Source organism: Campylobacter blaseri, from assembly GCF_013201895.1.
In the GTDB taxonomy this organism is placed as follows: Bacteria; Campylobacterota; Campylobacteria; order Campylobacterales; family Campylobacteraceae; genus Campylobacter_B; species Campylobacter_B blaseri.
Genome location: NZ_CP053841.1, coordinates 25356 through 42925, shown reverse-complemented (window position 1 = coordinate 42925; position 17570 = coordinate 25356). Strand labels below are relative to the sequence as shown.

The 17570-nt window shown below is 29.1% G+C and carries 17 protein-coding genes; 8 read left to right on the top strand and 9 right to left on the bottom strand.

Annotated elements, in window-relative coordinates:
* Both recJ and CBLAS_RS00220 read right to left on the bottom strand, forming a co-directional pair.
* Positions 1–1587: a single-stranded-DNA-specific exonuclease RecJ gene (gene recJ / locus CBLAS_RS00225; RefSeq protein ID WP_172658156.1), complete on the bottom strand. Its 1587-nt coding sequence runs from the start codon at positions 1585–1587 to the stop codon at positions 1–3.
* On the bottom strand, positions 1562–3199 hold the full coding sequence (locus CBLAS_RS00220) for a CTP synthase (protein WP_106869399.1): 1638 nt from the start codon (positions 3197–3199) through the stop codon (positions 1562–1564). Before CBLAS_RS00220 ends, recJ begins: the two co-directional genes overlap by 26 nt.
* Positions 3200–3319: 120 nt before the next feature.
* Between CBLAS_RS00220 and CBLAS_RS00215 the strand changes: the two genes are divergently transcribed.
* The 3 genes from CBLAS_RS00215 to cydB are packed head-to-tail and all read left to right on the top strand — an operon-like array spanning position 3320 to position 6164.
* The gene (locus tag CBLAS_RS00215; RefSeq protein ID WP_106869401.1) at positions 3320–3529 is read left to right on the top strand and encodes a DUF4492 domain-containing protein; all 210 of its coding nucleotides are present in this window, start codon (positions 3320–3322) and stop codon (positions 3527–3529) included.
* Positions 3530–3532: 3 nt separating this feature from the next.
* Positions 3533–5050 (top strand): cytochrome ubiquinol oxidase subunit I, encoded by a 1518-nt coding sequence (locus tag CBLAS_RS00210; protein WP_106869403.1) that lies wholly within the window; start codon positions 3533–3535, stop codon positions 5048–5050.
* Position 5051: 1 nt separating this feature from the next.
* Positions 5052–6164, top strand: coding sequence for a cytochrome d ubiquinol oxidase subunit II (gene cydB, locus CBLAS_RS00205; protein WP_106869405.1), 1113 nt, complete (start codon positions 5052–5054; stop codon positions 6162–6164).
* A 200-nt stretch (positions 6165–6364) separates the two neighbouring features.
* Here cydB and CBLAS_RS00200 read toward each other — a convergent pair whose 3' ends face one another.
* Genes CBLAS_RS00200 through CBLAS_RS00190 form a run of 3 tightly spaced genes read right to left on the bottom strand, consistent with a single transcriptional unit; the run spans position 6365 to position 8810 of the window.
* Positions 6365–7318, bottom strand: coding sequence for a DUF3137 domain-containing protein (locus CBLAS_RS00200; protein WP_106869407.1), 954 nt, complete (start codon positions 7316–7318; stop codon positions 6365–6367).
* The gene (locus tag CBLAS_RS00195; protein WP_106869409.1) at positions 7318–8238 is read right to left on the bottom strand and encodes a DUF3137 domain-containing protein; all 921 of its coding nucleotides are present in this window, start codon (positions 8236–8238) and stop codon (positions 7318–7320) included. The genes CBLAS_RS00200 and CBLAS_RS00195 overlap by 1 nt, the downstream gene beginning before the upstream one ends.
* 5 nt (positions 8239–8243) lie before the next feature.
* The gene (locus CBLAS_RS00190; RefSeq protein ID WP_106869411.1) at positions 8244–8810 is read right to left on the bottom strand and encodes a LemA family protein; all 567 of its coding nucleotides are present in this window, start codon (positions 8808–8810) and stop codon (positions 8244–8246) included.
* A 178-nt stretch (positions 8811–8988) separates the two neighbouring features.
* Here CBLAS_RS00190 and CBLAS_RS00185 point away from each other — a divergent pair, with 178 nt between their 5' ends.
* The 5 genes from CBLAS_RS00185 (at position 8989) to CBLAS_RS00165 (ending at position 13773) form a co-directional block, all read left to right on the top strand.
* Complete coding sequence (locus CBLAS_RS00185; RefSeq protein ID WP_106869413.1) at positions 8989–9555, top strand: DUF1104 domain-containing protein; 567 nt, start codon at positions 8989–8991, stop codon at positions 9553–9555.
* A gap of 175 nt (positions 9556–9730) precedes the next feature.
* Entirely contained in the window at positions 9731–10393 is a 663-nt protein-coding gene (locus tag CBLAS_RS00180; protein ID WP_106869415.1) for a response regulator transcription factor, read from the top strand.
* A complete protein-coding gene (locus CBLAS_RS00175; RefSeq protein ID WP_106869417.1) occupies positions 10386–11507 on the top strand; it encodes a sensor histidine kinase in 1122 nt (373 codons plus the stop codon). Before CBLAS_RS00180 ends, CBLAS_RS00175 begins: the two co-directional genes overlap by 8 nt.
* Before the next feature lie 55 nt (positions 11508–11562).
* Positions 11563–12180, top strand: coding sequence for a trimeric intracellular cation channel family protein (locus CBLAS_RS00170; RefSeq protein WP_106869418.1), 618 nt, complete (start codon positions 11563–11565; stop codon positions 12178–12180).
* A 189-nt stretch (positions 12181–12369) separates the two neighbouring features.
* Positions 12370–13773 carry a DEAD/DEAH box helicase gene (locus tag CBLAS_RS00165; RefSeq protein ID WP_106869420.1) on the top strand — a complete coding sequence of 468 codons (1404 nt, stop codon included), beginning with the start codon at positions 12370–12372 and terminating at the stop codon, positions 13771–13773.
* A 20-nt stretch (positions 13774–13793) separates the two neighbouring features.
* Here the strand turns inward: CBLAS_RS00165 and CBLAS_RS00160 are convergent, their stop codons facing one another.
* From CBLAS_RS00160 to CBLAS_RS00145, 4 genes are read right to left on the bottom strand one after another with little or no spacing between them, the layout of a single operon-like run.
* On the bottom strand, positions 13794–14684 hold the full coding sequence (locus CBLAS_RS00160; protein WP_106869422.1) for a hypothetical protein: 891 nt from the start codon (positions 14682–14684) through the stop codon (positions 13794–13796).
* A gap of 18 nt (positions 14685–14702) precedes the next feature.
* Positions 14703–15419, bottom strand: coding sequence for an ABC transporter ATP-binding protein (locus tag CBLAS_RS00155; protein WP_106869424.1), 717 nt, complete (start codon positions 15417–15419; stop codon positions 14703–14705).
* A complete protein-coding gene (locus tag CBLAS_RS00150; RefSeq protein ID WP_106869426.1) occupies positions 15416–16423 on the bottom strand; it encodes a FecCD family ABC transporter permease in 1008 nt (335 codons plus the stop codon). The genes CBLAS_RS00155 and CBLAS_RS00150 overlap by 4 nt, the downstream gene beginning before the upstream one ends.
* A gap of 2 nt (positions 16424–16425) precedes the next feature.
* A complete protein-coding gene (locus tag CBLAS_RS00145) occupies positions 16426–17508 on the bottom strand; it encodes an ABC transporter substrate-binding protein (RefSeq protein WP_157939998.1) in 1083 nt (360 codons plus the stop codon).
* Positions 17509–17570: the final 62 nt, after the last annotated feature.

The following is a 17570-nucleotide window of genomic DNA, read 5'->3' as shown; positions in this document are numbered from 1 at the left end:
TTACTCTATAATCTCTTTTATAATAAACTCGGGGTTGCATACTCCTCTAAAAGAGTTTTTAATGGCTGAAACTATCAGTCTAACCTTTTGCCCTACCCTAACATCGACATCATAGTTAAAAAAGATAGCTTCTTTTAGCACTCCATCTTTTTCAATTGTCATTTTTATATGATTTTGTTCTTTGCCTATAAATCTAATATTTCGAATAATCGCATCTTTAATCTCAAATATTGGTTTTGGATTTTTTTGCCCATATGGCTCAAAAAACTCTAAAATTTCTACCATTTCTAAGTCAAATTCAGCTAAGTTTATCTCTCCTAAAAGCTCATTAGCATATGGACATATACTTAAATCATCTAAAAAACAACTTGAGTTTATCCTACTTTTAAAAAGCTCTAGATTATCTGGCTCGATAACAAGTCCAGCAGCTCCCTTATGTCCACCAAAGCTTATTAATATATCTTGCTGAGAGGCTATTAATTTTAAAATATCAAATTTTCCAACACTTCTAGCACTCCCTTTTGCCCTATCTTTATCCACACTAAAAACAATTGCTGGCTTTTTATACTTTCTACAAAGTCTTGAAGCTACTATCCCAACAACTCCTTCATGCCAATCCTCGCCCCAAGTAACAATTATTTCATCATTATCTTCAACTATAAGTTTTGAACTCTCATAAAGGTATTTTTCCTCTTCTTTTCTTGAGTTATTTATGGAAACAATCATATTTAGATATCTCTCTGCCTCTTTTAAATTTCTTGATCTTAAAAATTTAAAAGAAAGGTTCCCGTCATCCATTCTTCCTGTGCAATTTATAAGAGGAGAGATTAAAAAGCTTATATCATCAAATTCAAATTTAGCTTTATTAAAATAGTTTTTAATCGCATAAAAGCATGGTCTTTTAGATGAGTTTAACTTTTTTATTCCTGCTCTTACTAAAACCCTATTCATATCGCGAAGCTCCATCATATCAGCAATTATAGCAATTACTAACAAATCAAGAGATAAACTCATATCATATTCAACACCACAGATATCTTTTAAAGCTCCAATTAAATACCAAGCGACCTCAGCTCCACAAATTTCAATATCCGGAAAAGAGCAATCTTTTTGTTTTGGGTTAACAATAGCATAAGCTCTAGGAAGTACCTCTGTTGGCATATGATGGTCTGTAATTATTAAATCTATACCATTTTTTATACAAACCTCAGCAGCCTCAATGGCACTTATTCCGTTATCTACAGTTATAATTAAATCAAAATCTTTAAGATCTCTAAGAATTTCAGCATTCAATCCATAACCATCTGAGAATCTATTTGGAATTTTGACAAAAAAATCAACTCCCATTAGATCAAAAAAATCAGCGACTATAACGCTACTTACAATGCCATCAACATCATAATCCCCAACTACTGCTATACGCTCATTTTTATTTATTGCAGTTTTTATACGCTCAGCAGCCCTATAGGCATCTTTTAAATCACAAGGTAAAGGGATTTCGGAAATTTTAGTATGAATATCTTTTTCAAATCGTTTCTCTAGTATTTCCTTTATCTCTTTTTTACCTAATATTTTTGAGTGCTGCATCTATAAAGCTCACAATAATTGGATTTGGATTAGTTAAGCGCGATGTAAACTCAGGGTGAAACTGCACACCTATAAAAAATGGATGGTTTTTCAACTCTATTGCTTCTATTAGTCCATCAGACTCACCACTTACAATAAGCCCTTTTTGCTCAAATTGCTCTCTATATTTAGGGTTTGCTTCATATCTATGTCTATGTCTTTCTCTAACAGTTTTTGCGCCACCATATGCTTTGCTTAGTAGTGAATCTTTTTTAATATTACAATTATATCCACCAAGCCTCATAGTTCCACCAAGTGGACTTTTACGTGTTCTAATTTGTTTTTTTCCACTATTGTCTATAAATTCATCTATTAAATAAATTATAGGATTTTTTGTATCCACATTAAATTCAGCCGAATTTGCATCTTCTATTTTTAAAATATTTTTTGCAAATTCTATCATAGCAAGTTGCATACCAAGGCAAATTCCTAAATATGGTATATTATTGATTCTTGCATATTTAATAGCCTCCATTTTACCTTCAACTCCTCTTGAGCCAAAACCGCCAGCAACTAAAATTCCATCTATATTTTTTAGATGCTCCTCTACATTATCTTCGTGTATTCTCTCGCTATCACACCATTTTATCTCAACTCTTGTATCCAAATTTGCACCTGCATGAATAAGTGCTTCAGTTAAACTTTTATAGCTCTCTTTTAAATCAAGATATTTACCAACAAAGGCAATTTTAACTGAATTTGTAGGAGCTATAACTCTTTTTACAAGACTATCCCACTCACTCATATCAACTTTTAGCTCCCCTAAATTTAGCATTTCACTAATAGGAGTTAGGACATCTTGTTGTAAAAACAGAAGTGGAATTTTATATATACTTCTGCTATCAGGACTTTCTATAACACAACGCTTTTCAACACCACAACTTGATGCTATTTTATCTTTTAACTCTCTATTTAGTGGCATTTCACTTCTACAAATTATCATATCAGGGCTTATACCTATACGCCTAAGCTCCCCTACACTATGTTGTGTTGGTTTAGTTTTTAGCTCCCCTGCTGCTTTTATATATGGAACTAATGTAAGATGGACATTTATCGTATCAAATCTACCAAGCTCGACCCTCATAGCACGAATTGCTTCTAAAAATGGTAATCCTTCTATATCACCAACAGTTCCACCAATTTCTACAATTAATACATCATTGCCCTCGCCTGCTTTTTTAATTCTTTCAACTATTTCATTTACAATATGCGGTATAACTTGAATGGTTTTTCCTAGATATTCGCCTTTTCTCTCTTTTTCTATAACACTACTATAAACTTTGCCTGTTGTAAAGTTGTTATTTTGAGATAAATTTTCATCTAAAAATCTCTCATAATGTCCCAAATCAAGGTCAGTTTCAGCACCATCATCAGTTACAAAAACCTCTCCATGCTCAAATGGACTCATTGTTCCAGGATCAACATTTATATAAGGATCTGCTTTTAAAATACTAACTTTTAAACCTGCTTTTTTTAGCAAAGTTGCTATACTTGCACTTGCAATGCCTTTACCCAATGAACTTAACACTCCACCAGTTACAAAAATATATTTTGTCTCCTTCTTCTTACTCATATTTTTTCCTTAAATTTATTAATATGTAATTATACCCTTTTATTGTTTATCATAAATAAAATAATCATTAAAAATAGAAACTCTTAATAATGGTTTAATTTATAACCAGTAAAATATGTAATGAATTTTTTAAAAAATATTATAAATTTTTATATCGATGGTTTCAAAAATATGAAACTAGGCAAAAAACTTTGGGCTATTATTCTGATTAAAATTTTTATTATGGTGTTTATCTTAAAAATGATATTTTTTAATACAACTGTTAATACAAAATTTAAAACAGAAGAAGAGAAAATTAATTTTATTCACAAAAATTTAACAAAGGATTAACTTATGCAAGATTTAGCTAGCGTTGATTGGTCTAGGGCGCAATTTGCCTTGACTGCAATTTATCATTTTCTATTTGTGCCTCTGACCCTTGGGCTTTCGTTCATAATAGCTTTTATGGAGACTATTTATGTAAAAACTGGAAATCCAGAATGGAAAAAGATAACAAAATTTTGGCTTAGACTTTTTGCCATAAACTTTGCTATTGGGGTTGCAACTGGTATTATAATGGAATTTGAGTTTGGAACAAACTGGGCAAATTACTCATGGTTTGTTGGAGATATTTTTGGTGCACCACTAGCAATTGAGGGAATTTTCGCATTTTTCTTAGAAGCCACATTTTTTGCTGTGCTATTTTTTGGCTGGGATAGAGTAAGTAAAGGCTTTCACTTATTTTCAACATGGATGGTTGCCATTGGTTCAAATTTAAGTGCTTTATGGATACTTGTAGCAAATGGTTGGATGCAATTTCCTGTAGGAACTACATTTAACGATGATACATTAAGAAATGAGATGACTAACTTCTTTGAAGTAGCTCTTTCACCTGTTGGAATAAGCAAATTCTTGCATACAGTATCAGGCGGATATGTAACTTCCGCTCTTTTTGTTCTTGGAATTTCAGCATATTTTATGCTAAAAAACAAACATTTCCAATTGGCTAAAAAAAGTTTTATAGTTGCTGCTAGTTTTGGTCTTTTAAGCTCTTTATTTGTGCTTTTTTCAGGAGATGAAAGTGCATACCAAGTAGCTCAAAAACAACCAATGAAATTAGCTGCTATGGAAGGTCTTTATAAAGGTGAAGTTAATGCTGGCGTTGTTGCAATGGGAATTTTAGATCATTCAAAAAAAATAGGAGACAATAAAGATCCATTTATCTTGAAAATTGAAGCGCCATATATCTTAGGTGTTATGGCGACAAGAGGTTTAAATAATTTTACTCCCGGGATTGATGATTTAGTCTTCGGAAATGAAAAATTTAATATTCCTTCGGCACAAAGTAGAATTGATAGTGGAAAAATAGCTATTAAAGCACTAGAAAACATAAAAATAGCTAAAGAAGAAAATAATACTCAAAAAGTAAAAGAACTCAGAGAAGTTTTACAAGAAAATATGCATAATTTTGGTTATGGATACTTAGATAAACCTGAGGATATAGTGCCACCTGTTGGACTTACTTTCTATAGCTTTCACACTATGGTTGCACTTGGAACATACTTTATAATTCTGTTTTTTGTAACTCTATTTTTAAGCATGGCAAATAGCATAGAAGATTTTAGAAAAATTTTATGGCTTTGTGTATTTTCAATACCACTTGGTTATATTGCAAGCGAGGCAGGTTGGATAGTTGCTGAAGTCGGTAGGCAGCCTTGGGCAATACAAGATTTAATGCCTGTTGGTATAGCTGCAACTGATTTAGCTAGCATAAATGTAAAAATTTCATTTTCTCTGTTTGCAGTGTTGTTTACAGCACTTCTTATAGCTGAAATTAAAATTATGCTAAAACAAATTAAGTTAGGATTTTAATATGTATGAGTTATTGCAAATTTATTGGTGGGTTATAGTTAGTCTTCTTGGCGGAATTTTAGTATTTATGATGTTTGTTCAAGGTGGTCAAACTCTAATAAAATGTGTTGCTCAAACTGAGCTTGATAAAGATATGATAATAAATTCAATCGGTAAAAAATGGGAGCTTACTTTTACCACTTTAGTAATGTTTGGTGGTGCTTGCTTTGCAGCTTTTCCACTCTTTTATGCTACTAGTTTTGGTGGTGCTTATTGGGTATGGCTTGCAATTTTGTTTTGTTTTATCATTCAAGCAGTTTCTTTTGAATATAGAAAAAAACCAAATAACTTTTTAGGGCAAAAAACTTATGAAAACTTTTTATTTATAAATGGTTCTTTGGGTGTAATTTTAATAGGTATAGCAGTTTCAACATTTTTTAGTGGGAGTGATTTTGCACTAAATAGTAGTAGATTTGTTGAGTGGAATAGTCCACTTAGAGGCCTTGAAGCATTAAAAAATCCATTCAATTATATATTAGGATTAGCTCTATTTTTCCAAGCTAGAGTTGGTGCAAACCTTTATCTTATAAATAATATTGATGATGATAGATTAAGAGCTAAATTTAGAAGATCTCTAAAGATAAATGCTTTAATCTTTGTTCCACTTTTAGTACTGTTTTTAGTAGCTGTTGTCTTAGCAGATGGATATCATATATCAGAAAATGGAACAATAGTTATGAAAGAGTATAAGTATCTTATGAACTTAATTGAGATGCCTATAGTTTTAGGACTTCTTTTAGTTGGAATTTTACTTGCACTTTTTGGTATTTATAAAGGTGTATTTACTCTAAGTATAAAAGGAATTTGGCCATATGGCTTGGGTGTTATTTTAGCTGTAATGAGTGTATTTTTGATAACAGGGTTAAATAATACTGCGTTTTATCCATCTTATCATGACTTGCAAAGTTCACTAACCATATATAACGCAAGCTCAAGCCTATATACACTTAAAACTATGGCTTATGTCTCTATTGGTATACCTTTTGTTTTAGCTTATATAATCTATGTTTGGAAAGCAATGGATACTAGAAAGCTAACAACAGAAGAGATCGAAAATGATGATCATATATATTAAGGAAAAAAAATGTTAAAATCTATAATTATGTTATTTACTTGGATAGTTTTACTATTTGCAAGTTATAAGTTTGTTCTTCTAAATATCTTTCAAAAAGAAAAAGAAGAAAAAGAAAGAAACGAAAAATAAGGATAGAAAAAGGGAATTTTCCCTTTTTCTTCATCTTCTTAAATTGCATAAATAACCTCAATTAACAAAATCTAATTTAATTTCTTATCATCTTTAAAATTAATCCACAAATTTGAATCCAAACTCAAAACATTTACAATATCTAAAATCTTTTCCAAATCTTTTTTTATCTTTTCTGCTTGATTTGTTGTGATTACACTTTTGTGTATATCTGGTTCAAAATTATTTATATTATTTTCAATCGCTATAAAGATATATCCATCAATAAAGCTTATGCGTAGGGGGCATTTCATATGATTTGATAGTGAGTTTATCCTCTCCATAAGTGCTGGGCTTAAGATATACATAGCATTTTGAATATTATCAGAATAGACTTGAAATTTAGTGTTAAATATAGGATTATCCATATTTATTAAACTTAGACCATTCATCTGTCTTGGCTTATTTCCTTGCATAACAAATGTATTTGAACTTATATTTTTATTAAAATTTGCCATAAAAAATAGACCCTGAAAGAGCTTTAAATATATCTTATGTGTATCGTCCCTATCTTCTAAATAAATATCACTAAATGTAAATAAAACTCCATTTTTATTACCACTAATTTGATCATCTCCATACTGATTTGAAAAACTTGGGAAAAGCCTACTTTTAACCAAATACACAGCATTTACATGAGAGTAGTTTATGTATGAATATCCTAATTTTTTAATATATGGCGCAAGATACATCTGTTTAAAAGCTTTTCTGAATTCCTTGCTTTGACTATTTACTATCTTCTCAAGTTGGAGAGTAAATACTATATAAAAAAAGATTATAAACATAAAAATTGCTATAATTCTAACTATTAAGCTATCATTTTTAATTATTTGCACTAGCTCAAGAAATATATTAAAACCATATGCCATAAAATAGGTCATAGCAACTATAAATATCCCAAATGTAGCAAAAAATGCTGAAATTTTATACCATTTAAATTTTCTTAAAATATCTTTTCGTGCCTTTTCAAGCTCTAAAAGTGTCATTATCTTTCTTTGATAACAGAAAAAATATCTCTATTTAAATTTAACTCATCTACTAGGTTTAATAGATTGATGATATCTACTTGATACTTTTTTATAAGTGAGTTTTCTCCAATCAATGTTGCATTTATATCTGGCTCAAAACTATCTTTATTAAACTCTATATAAATATAAATTTTATTATCAATAAATGCCATATTTATGGGAGCATTAAAAAGCTTTTTAATCAACAAAAGTCTTTCCATAAAAAGTGGAGTTATTATATATCTTGCATTTACTTGATCGTTAGTATAAACATTAAACTCTCGTTCAAACTCAGTATCATCCATATAGGCTCTTTTACCATATGTTTTTGCATTTCTAGATGAGCGAATATAAGTTTCAGAAGTAAAATGCTTATTAAAATTTGCTATAAAACATATCCCTTTAAATATGTTACGGTAACTTGTTTTTCTATGTCCTTTTTCATCAATTATTTCAACTTTTTCTATTAAATTCAAATCACTAAATTTGATATTCACACCTTTATATTTTCCATAAACAAGATCGTTGCCTTTATAAATATCTGGGCGTATATACATTCTAGGGTTATTAAAATCTTTAAAATCTATGTAATTATACGGGTAGTATTTTAAGCTCGGATCTATATCAGCAAGAACCTTTCTTAGTGTTATATTTTTAAAGTTATGGTTATAAATTTTAGTAGAGTAAGCCTTATATGCAAAAAATAAACTAATGCTAATTATAGTTATAGATATAGTGGTAAAAAAAATATTTCCACTAAAACTAAATCCTGATTTTATAAATATGACTATAAAAACTAAAACAGCTATGATTATAACTGTATTTCTAACCTTTATAAGTCTATCAACAATATCTAAACGCTCTTTTTCTATCTCAAATAAATCTTCTAAATTTTCCATTTTTATTAATTATTAAAGAGATTACCAACATTTGGTGTCTCTTTTTCATCTCCTTTAGTTTCAAAAAACTTATCTTTTTGAAAATTAAATATATTTGCAATTATACTACTTGGAAACATTTCAATAGCATTATTGTATATCATAACACTTGAATTATAGGCTCTTCTTGCTGCGCTTATTTGTTCTTCAAGCTCATTTAAAGTAGTTTGTAAATGCATAATATTCTCATTAGCTTTTAGTTCTGGATATGCCTCTATAGACACCTGAATATTTCCTAAAAGTTTTGAAAGCTGGCTATTTAATTCAAAACTTTCAACATCGCTAGTTGTAGCTATCGCCCTATTTCTAAGCTCTGTTACCTTTGTAAGCGTCTCCTTTTCGTGTGTTAAATACTCTTTTACTGCTGCAACTAAATTTGGAATAAGATCATATCGCTTTTTAAGTTGTGTATCAACCCCTGCACGGATATTTTTAACTTGATTTCTTTTAGCTATTAGTGAGTTATAAATTGAAATTATAGAAAGTATTACAAAAGCTAAAAGTCCTAAAAAAACTAATGCAACTGTGTTCATAGATATCCTTTTTGTAAAACTATTATCTATTTTACAAAAAATTCACTTCATAATATATAAAATATATTTTTACAATAAAACAAAACTATTTAGTGTTTATGTTAAGAATTACTTAACTTTTTCTTCACAAATTTTATATAAACTTACATCATAAATCTTAAAATTAAAGGAGAAAAAAATGAAAAGATTAAGTTTAGTAGCTATTTTGATAGCAGGAAGTATGTTTGCAGCTTCAATTTCGGATAGTTCAAACACAGAGTTATACTCAATGGTAAAAGATGCAGATGCGAAAACTTTAAGTGATGTATCTTTTGAAGTACATAAAAGAGCAGGGAAGTTGAATTCTCAAGCAAAAGAAATTAAACAAGGATTTAAAGATGAAATGCATAAAAAAATCTCAAGTATGAGCGATGAAGACAGAGCTAAATTTATGCAAGAATACAAAAAAAATATGAACGAAAAAATAGACTCTCTTACTGTAAAAGAGGCTAGAGAAATGGGCTTTGGCGGCATGGGTATGGGCGGTCAAGGTAAAATGATGAATGGTGAATGCAAAAAAATGAGTGGAAAACAAGGCGGAATGATGTGCCAAAAAATGATGAGTGGTAAAGGCATGATGATGCAAGGCCAAGGTATGAAAAAAGGTATGATGAATCATGGTGATCATGCTAATATGAAAAAAGGTATGCAAGGTGAAGGTATGATGATGGATAGTGAAGACATGCAAAAGGGCCAAGGCATGTAAGGTCAAGAAATGATGAATAAATAAAAATAGAATTAGATCTATACTTTAAACCTTTTTTATAAAATATAAATTGATTTTGGCTCTATTTTATAGTAGAGTCAAACTAAAACTAGATACTTAACTGCATATTAATTCTAATAACGATATTATTTTATATTAAATTCAAGGAAGTATTTTGTCAAAAATTTTAGTAGTTGAAGATGAGCCAATGTTACTTGATATGATTTGTTCTTATTTAAAAGAAAATAATTATGAGGTAATAGGTGTAAAAGAGTATGATAAAGCACTAAATTTGGCCTATGAAAATAGTTTTGATCTATGGATATTTGATGTTAAAATAATTGGCGGTAGTGGTTTTGATCTATTAAAAGAGTTAAGGCAAAGTGGGCGAGGGACACCATGCATTTTCGTAACCTCTTTAAATACCATAAATGATTTAAAAGATGGCTTTACAAGTGGATGTGATGATTATATTAAAAAACCTTTTGAGCTAAAAGAGTTACTTTTACGTGTGAATAATATCCTCAAACGAACTTTTGTACATAATATAGATGAGTTTGAAAATATAAATAGTAAGCTTAAATTTGATGTTAGACATGGGATTTTATATAAAAATGGTGAAATTTTACCCTTAGCCAACAAACAAAGTAGACTGCTTCTTATGCTTATTAAAAATAGAGATAAATTTATAACTAGAGATGAAATTTTTAATGAAATTTGGGAATATGATGAAGAGCCAAGTGAACTTAGTTTGCGTGTTTATATTAGTGAGCTTAGAAAAATTATAGGCAAAGACCGCATAATTAGCCAATCAAAACTAGGTTATAAATATGTTTAGCAAAAAACATATCTTACCAATACTTCTACTTTATATCTTAACAAGTATTGCTTTTTTAGGTTTTTTTGGTAAATTTTTTTATGAAAGAGAAAAACAATTCATCATAAATCAGGTAGCTTTTGACTTAAGAGATTTAAGAAGAGAGTTGCAATTTAAACTCCACGAAACAAATAGCTTAGAAGAGGGTGATTTTAGTAATACTAAAGCTGTTGCTTTAAATTTAAGAACAAAAGAATATCTAAAAAAAGATTTTGATATAGCAAAAAATTTACCCACGCAATTCTTTGATGGAAAAAACTTTTTTTTAAAATTTCAAATTCACTCTAGGATGATGCGAAGTCAATATTTTATAATATTAAAAAGCACTGATTTGACACATGAATTTAATAGCTTAAAATTAAAAATTCTACTAACTTCATCTACTGTATTACTCATAATTTTACTAATTGCATATTTTATAGTTAAGCTATCTTTGCGCCCACTTTATGAAAAAATAGAGTTTTTAGATAATTTTATAAGAGATACCACTCATGAGATTAACACCCCTTTAAGCATAATTTTAATGAGTATTGAGCTATTTAAAACTAACCCAGAAAAATATCTTTTAAATATTAAAACTGCTTCTATGACAATCTCAAATTTATATGAAGATTTAGTTTCATTAAAGATGGGAAATCAAGAAGAACAAAATAAGATTGAAATTATAAATCTAGCAAATATCATAAATGAACGGATTAAATACTTTGATGTTCCTTTGGAACAAAAAAATATTACTTTAGAGAAAAATATAAATGATGTTATTATAAAGACATCTAAATTTAAAATTACAAAAATCATAGATAATCTCTTTAGCAATGCCATAAAATATTGCAATGAAAATGGAGTTATAAAGATATATTTAAAAGATGGTTTATTTAGTATTTCAAACACAGGAGAAGGAATTTCAAAGGAAAATTTACCGCATATCTTTGAACTCTATACTAGATTTGATAAAAGAAATGGTGGATTTGGAATAGGGTTAAATTTAGTTAAAAAATTTATAGATGAGTTGGGCTTTAAAATAACTTGCAAAAGTGATGAAAATAAAACAGAATTCACTATAAATTTTAAATAATTAAACTAATTTTATATTTTAAAACTATACAATATTTGAAAAAATTAGAGGTTTAATGGACGATTTAGCAATTTTTTTAATACCTGAATATATAGGAATTGCATCAGCTAGTGTTAGTGGATTTTTGTTTGCTGCTAAGAGAAATTGCGACTGGCTAGGTGTGTTTGTATCAGCACTTCTAACTGCATTAGGAGGTGGTTTTATGCGTGATACTATCGTTTCTAGACCACTTTATTCTTTTACTCACTATATGCCTTGTACTATTGTTATTATAATGCTTATACTATCAGCGCTTTTTAAACTTCAAAGACGAAGTGATATAGATAAGAAATTTATATATGTTGCAACCGATGCTATAGATATAGTAAGCTTCTCCATAGTTGGCTCCATAATAGCATTAGAGTATAACCTCAATATTTTTGGTGTTGCTATGATTGCACTTTGTAACGGAGTAGGGGGTGGAATACTTCGTGATATTTTATTTAACGAAGTTCCTTGGTTTTTAAAGACAGGTCTTTATGGAACTATAAGCATTGTAGTAGGGCTTTGTTATTTCTTTATGAATTATTTTGGAATTAATAGCATTATTGCCATTCTTATGCTTTTAGTTTTTGGAGTTGTTTTTAGACTTTTAGCATATTATATGAATTGGGGTTTGCCAAAACTTAAATAGAGTTATATTTTTATAATTAATATTAAATTAGCACTTAAACATAGTTTGTTTACTAACTTCATGTATACTGTTCACATAAGATATAAAATTCCTAACATACAAATTAAATAAATCCATATTCATAGCTTTGTTTAATTCACTACTTGTGATTTTTATATTCTATGAATTTATAAAAAAGGAAAATTTAATTTGTTAATACAAGATTTAAATTTAATACAGCCAATTCAGAAGGCTTTAATCTCTGAAGGATACACAAACGCAACACCTATACAAGAAAAAGCAATTCCAGAACTCCTAAAAGGTAGAGACCTACTTGGTTGTGCACAAACAGGTACAGGCAAAACTGCGGCTTTTTCTATACCTATTTTACAATCAATTGCAACAAAGCAAAAAACAAAAGGTAAAAAAAGTACTAAAGCTTTAATTATAGCACCTACAAGAGAGTTAGTTGTTCAAATTTCTAATAGCTTAAAAGCTTATGGTAAAAACTTAGAACTAAGTACAACTGCAATTTATGGCGGGGTAGATCAAAGACCACAAACTAGAATGCTTGCAAAAGGTGTAGAGATAATAGTTGCAACACCAGGAAGACTGCTAGATCTTGTAAATCAAAGATTTATTGATTTAAGTATGGTTGAGCATTTTGTTTTAGATGAAGCTGATATGATGCTTGATATGGGAATGCTTGAAGATGTTAAAAAAATAATCCAATATCTACCAAAAGACAAACAGACAATTTTATTTTCAGCAACAATGCCTAGCCAAATTGAAAGACTTGCAAACAATATCTTAAATGATCCATTAAAAATTGTTGTAAAACCTACAACTTCAACACTAGATCAAATTTCACAAGAATTTTACTATGTAGATAGAGATAATAAATCAAATCTGCTTATAAAACTTCTTGAAGATAAGGATATATTTTCTGCGATTGTATTTTCAAAAACAAAACATGGTGCTGATAAAATCGTTAAACAATTAAAAAATTTAGGAATTATGGCTGATGCAATTCATGGTGATAAATCTCAAAGTGCTAGACAATTTGCACTTAATAAATTCAAGCAAAAAAGAACAAGAGTTCTAGTTGCAACTGATATAGCAGCACGTGGAATTGATGTTAGCGAATTATCTCATGTTATAAATTATGATCTTCCAGAAGTTGCTGAAACTTATGTCCACAGAATAGGAAGAACAGGTAGAGCAAGCAACGAAGGAACGGCAATTAGCTTTTGTTGTCATGCAGAAAAACCTCTTTTAGCAAGCATTAAAAAACTAACAGGAAGACCTATTGTAGAGATTACGGGGCATGATTTTCCTTTAATGGATAGATCATATGAAGAAAAAAGAGGTAGAGGAAAAAGAAGTACAAGTAAAAGTAACTATTCAAACGATACAAGAAAAACAACTTCAAGTAGGGATAACTCTTCAAGTAAAAAAAGAAAATTCAACTCAAATAAAAGTGATTTTTTTGATGAGGGCGGAAGAGATGATAGAAAATTTAACTCAAGAAAAAGTAACTCTAGAGATTATGCCTCTAGAAAAGATGAATCAAGAAGTAGTAGATCTCGCAACTACAGAGAAACTTCGTATTAAAGTATAAAATTTGAGATAAGCTAGTGGCTTATCTCAATACCTTGTTTTTTTAACTCATCTTCTAACTTTTGTAATTTTTCTAAATCAAAATAATTAACCATAGCTTTTAACTCACCTTTATCATACACTATCGTAGCTGTAACTTTTCCGCTTATTAATGTTTTATTTTTATCAAAATTTGTTACATCAAATGCATATTTCATCTCTTTCATATTTGAGAGGTTTCCATCATAAAAATATGCAAATTTACCCTCGCAATGGTTTAAAATAGTTAAATTTTGCTCTTTAATGTTCTTTCTATAAATTTCACTAATTGTGCCATAATCCATATCCTCCACACCTTTTGAGGCGTCTTTTAAATCTATAATTTCTAATTTACCTTTTTTAGAGCTATCAGGAAAGTTATTGTCATTAAAATATGAATTATAAGAGTTCATTATTATATCTTTGATTATAAGATCTTTACAAGTTCGCCTAGTAAAAATTTCTTTACTTGGCTCTATCATTTCATCTAACAATAACAATCTTTTTGTATCAATAAAACAATCTTTTAGATATTTACAACTTGGATTTGCAACTAAATAAACCTCTTTACTATCTTTATCTAAAAGTTTAGCTATAAAAAAATGCTCATTATCTTTATCATAAACTTTAACTATCTCTTTAAATTTATAACTTACAAATGGTTCCATTATTTTTTTGGTAATTTTTGTTGCTATTTTAGTTGTTAAAATTTTAAATGGGATATCAAAAGAGACTATTCTTGAAAGAATTAACACTAAAATCAGCCCAATCCAAAATAAAATTTTTAAAAAAGTATTAAAGTTAAATTTTGTAAAAATTTTTTTATGAAAAACAATACCCATTATACAAAGTATATAAATTATATTTAATAAATTAAAATCTTCCATCATTTTCCTAGTTAATAGTCATATATCTATTATTATTTTCTCACCTGATTTACTTGTTACATACTCAAATTTAACCCCAAAAACTTCGCTTAATAACTCTATATCAAGTTCTTGTTTTTTACCAAAAAATGCTATTTCTCCATCTTTTAAAAGTAATATATTATCTCCAAAACTTAACGCGTGGTTTATATCGTGAATATTTATAATGGTTGTTGTATTGTAGTATTTTGTATACTCTTTAATTAACTTTAAAATATTTCTTTGATGAAGAAGGTCTAAATTTGCAGTTGGTTCATCAAGTAGTAAAATTTGTGGGCTTCTTGCAAGCATTTGTGCTATTAAAACAAGTCTTTGCTGACCACCACTAAGTTGTGTAAAATACCTTTTAGAAAGATGAGTGATTCCAACATGTTCTAGAACATGTTCTACACGCTCTAAATCATCTTTTGATACCCTAAATTTAAGCTCTCCAATCCGGCCCAAAAGAACTAATTCAAAAACACTTAATGCGTCATTTTCTATAATATTTTGAGTTAGATAGCCAAGTTTTTTTGCTTTATCAAACTTAACTAAACCTTTAAATTTATTCACACCTGCAAGGCATTTCATAAGTGTACTTTTACCGACCCCATTTACACCAAGCACCATTAAAATTTCACTATCATTTACTTCAAAATTTAAATCTTTTAAAATTTGCCTATCTTTATAGCTAAAACTTAGATTATCAACTATCATCTAAGTCCCTTTTTTAAAACTATAGCAAGGAAAAATATAGCACCTATAAAAGATGTTATTATGCCTATAGGAAAAACTACTCCATCTACCACACTTTTACTAAAAACTGATGAAAGAGATAGAAGCAAAGCTCCACATATTGCTGAAAATATCAAGAAAAATCTCTGCTCAGCACCTATAAGCAGTCTTGATACATGAGCAGCAACTAATCCTACAAAGCCAATTGTACCAACAAAACAGACACATATAGTAGTAAGAAGTGAAACTAAAATCAACATTCTTATCTTTAATGAATCAACCTTTATACCCAAACTAGCCGCTTTTTCATCACCTAAAAGCAAAGCATTTAAATCCCAAGCTTTATAAAGTACGATAAAAAGAGCTAGAATGAGCGCTAAAGCCAAAACAGATACATATGTATAGTTTGATCTCATAAGTGAACCAAAAGTCCAAAAAACTATGCTTGAAACTTCAATTTCATTTGCAAGATATATAACAAAAGCTTGCAAACTTTGATATATAAAAACTAAGATTATACCGATTAAAATAATACTTGAAGAGCCCAAAAATATACGCTTACTAAGATAATATATAAAAAGTATGCTTAAAGATGAAAATAAAAATGCAAAAGAGCTTATACCTAAAAAACTACCATCAAATAAAACTATCCCAACAGCTGCTCCAAATCCAGCTGCAGATCCTATACCAAGAGTGTATGGACTTGCTAGTGGATTTGAAAGTATAGTTTGCATAACAGCACCACTAAGCCCAAGGCTAGCACCAGCAACAACTGCCATAAGAGCAGCTGGAATTCTCATGCTATGTATTATAACACTTATACTCTCATCTTTTGGAGTTCCAAAAATAGCTTCAAAAACTTCTAAAAAACTATATTTTGCAGGACCTAAACTTATATCAAGTATTAAAAATACCATACATAAAAAAAATCCCACTAAAAGAAATATAGATCTTTTTAATACAAGTTTTTTATAAAAATCTTTCATAATTAATAACTAATCATCCAAGTTCCGCTATATTTAACAGGATAAAACTCATCAAAAAATTTCTTAAGTTCCTCTTCTGGCTCTATATCACTAAAAATTTCAGGATGTAAAGCTTTTGCGAAAAATAGCACCCCGGTAAAGTCAAAAATATGCCTACTTAAATCATGATAAAGTGCATATATATGGCCATTTTTAACAGCATTTATACTATTCCAACCTGGTCTAGTTGCATAGGCTTTTAAATTTGCTTTTGCTTGCTCTTTAGTAATCCCATATCCAAGTGGAATATTTTTATAACTGTTTAAAAAATAATTTCCTGCAAAAATTATAACATCTGGGTTTTTAGCTATTATAAGTTCAGGATTTATAGTTGCAGTTGTCCCTTTTACTATACCTTTTGCTATATTTTCTCCACCTGCGATATTTGCAAATGCACCCCACATTTTATCATCCCAAGTTCCACCAAAAACACTAGGTCCATCTTTTTCACTAAATTCAAGATATACTTTAGGTTTTTTAAAATTTGGTATATTTTTAAGTCTATTTTGAACTATCTCAAATTTGCTTTTATAAAATTCAACTACCTTTTTAACTTTGTCTTGGGTTTTAAAAATTTCTCCTAAAATTTCCATACTTTTTACATGGTTGCTTAATTTTTGATCATGAAAATCTATAAAAACAGCAGGGATATTTGCAGCTTCAAGATTTGCTAAATTATTTTTAACCTTAGCATAGTCATTTAATGCAAACACTACAACATCAGGTTTTAAGGAGATAATTTTTTCAAAAGATATTGTATTTTTAGGTCCATACCCAACATCAGGAATTTCATCAATTTGTGGAAATTTTTCTTTAAAAGCGTCCCAGCTTGCTTGTCTTCTTCCCTCCCAGTACTTTCTAGACCATCCAACTATCTTATCTATACCATCATCTTTTGTAGCTGTAAAATACTCTTCAAAATAAAATGTCAAAACAACTCGTTTAGGATTATCTTTTATATCTACTTTTCTATCTAAAATATCAATCACTTCAGTAGCGCAGGCAAAAATAGAAAAAAGCACTATTAAAACTAGTTTTCTAAACATTTTATCTCCTAAATTTTTAACCAAATTATACCATAAATTCAATTTCAACATATTTATATAAG